Genomic DNA, 1,562 nt, shown 5'->3' with positions numbered 1-1,562 from the left:
GGCAACTATCTTTCGCAATCCGGCGTTCTCTCGGGCACCAGCACTGCGTTGGAGAGTTATGAGACCAGCTTCGGTCACGACCTCAATGGCGACGGGACGATTGGCGTCAAGTCAACCGTGATCGAATCCAACGGGACGACCTCGCTGGTCGCGGTTGCCGATCAATACGCGCTCGAAAATAGCAGCGGAAATGGGCCGCACCTGCAACTGAATGGCGCAGCTGTCGTGGCAGGCGCGTTCGACGGCTGGACTCCGGTCGCCGCCGCGCAGACGGCGAGCGGCTATGAAGTTGCCTGGCAACTCGGCAATTCCTTCATCATCTGGAACACCGATCGCAACGGCAACTATCTTTCGCAATCCGGCGTTCTCTCGGGCACCAGCGCAGCCTTGGAAAGCTATGAGAGTAGTTTCGACTACGACCTCAATGGCGACGGTGTGATTGGTACTCCAACCACCGTCATCGAGGCGACGGGCAACCTCGTTTTGAGCTTGAGCCACATGACTCAGCCGGCGACGATCGACGCCGGTGCAACTCTTGAACTGACCGGCGCGGATTCCGGATCGATTACATTCAAGGGGGCCACGGGAACCCTGGTCCTCGACCACTCGACCGAATTTACCGGGCAATTGCTGAATTTGACAGGTGACGGAAATCCATCGAGCTCGGACCAGATTGATCTGAGGGATATCGCATTTGCCGCTGGAACGACCACGGTTTCATATTCGGGCAACGCGTCCGGAGGAACCCTGACCATTACCGACGCCGAGCATGACACGGCCAACATTTCGCTGGTGGGCAACTATACCAATTCCACGTGGACGCTCTCGAGCGATGGGCATGGCGGCACGATCGTGATCGATCCGCCGCTCCAAGCCGATAATGCAACATCGGTCGTCGCCCCGCCGCCGTCGATGAGACACAGCGGAAGCGCGGTCGATACCGCGCTGAATCACCAAGTGGCGCTGTTTTCGCAATACATGGCCTCGGCCTTTCCGTCCTCGGCGTTCGAGCATGGTAACTCATCGATCATGAGCACGTCTGGATCTGGCGATGGTCACCTGGCGCACTTGGCCCAGCCGGTTGCAACTCAGCAGCACGTTTAAGCGATTGAGTTCATTCGTTGTCTCGCGTAGTCGGGTCGTATCGGGGCCGACCTGAATGGAGGTCTCAAAGCGAGTCGTGGCAGTCTGACCAGAATCAATGGATTCATCTGGCGAAGGTCTGTTGGAGCTGTCGGTAAGCGGCTTTGGTGAGCCTCTTTATGCAGCAGATCTCCTTGCAGCCACCAGCATTCAAGGCGATGCTCTTGTGTTTCTCCGCCGCCGCCTGATAATGCAGAATTAAATGCGACGATTTTTGACCATTTCATTTTATTGCCTGGCCTTGCTTGCCGCGCTGTCTCTCTCTCCGGCAGGCGCCGAGCCGCTCGAAAAGCGTCTGGCGCTCGTCATCGGCAATGCCTCGTATAAAGTGAGGACTTTGGCGACCCCGGTCAACGATGCGGCCCTGATCGCGCAAACCTTGCGGATGGCGGGTTTCGATGTCATGGGCGCCCGCGATC

General features: G+C 58.0%; 1 protein-coding gene and 1 pseudogene. Both read left to right on the top strand.

Annotation, left to right across the window (positions count from 1 at the left end; genetic code table 11):
* Positions 1 to 1,104 (top strand): annotated as a pseudogene (locus WCB02_RS05815) (hypothetical protein); the annotation flags it as partial.
* 241 nt (positions 1,105 to 1,345) lie between these two features.
* Positions 1,346 to 1,562: caspase family protein (locus WCB02_RS05810; RefSeq protein ID WP_423956884.1), on the top strand; the 217-nt coding region annotated here is incomplete at its 3' end.

Source organism: Bradyrhizobium sp., from assembly GCF_049581145.1.
In the GTDB taxonomy this organism is placed as follows: Bacteria; Pseudomonadota; Alphaproteobacteria; order Rhizobiales; family Xanthobacteraceae; genus Bradyrhizobium.
This window is presented reverse-complemented; position numbering and strand designations above follow the sequence as displayed.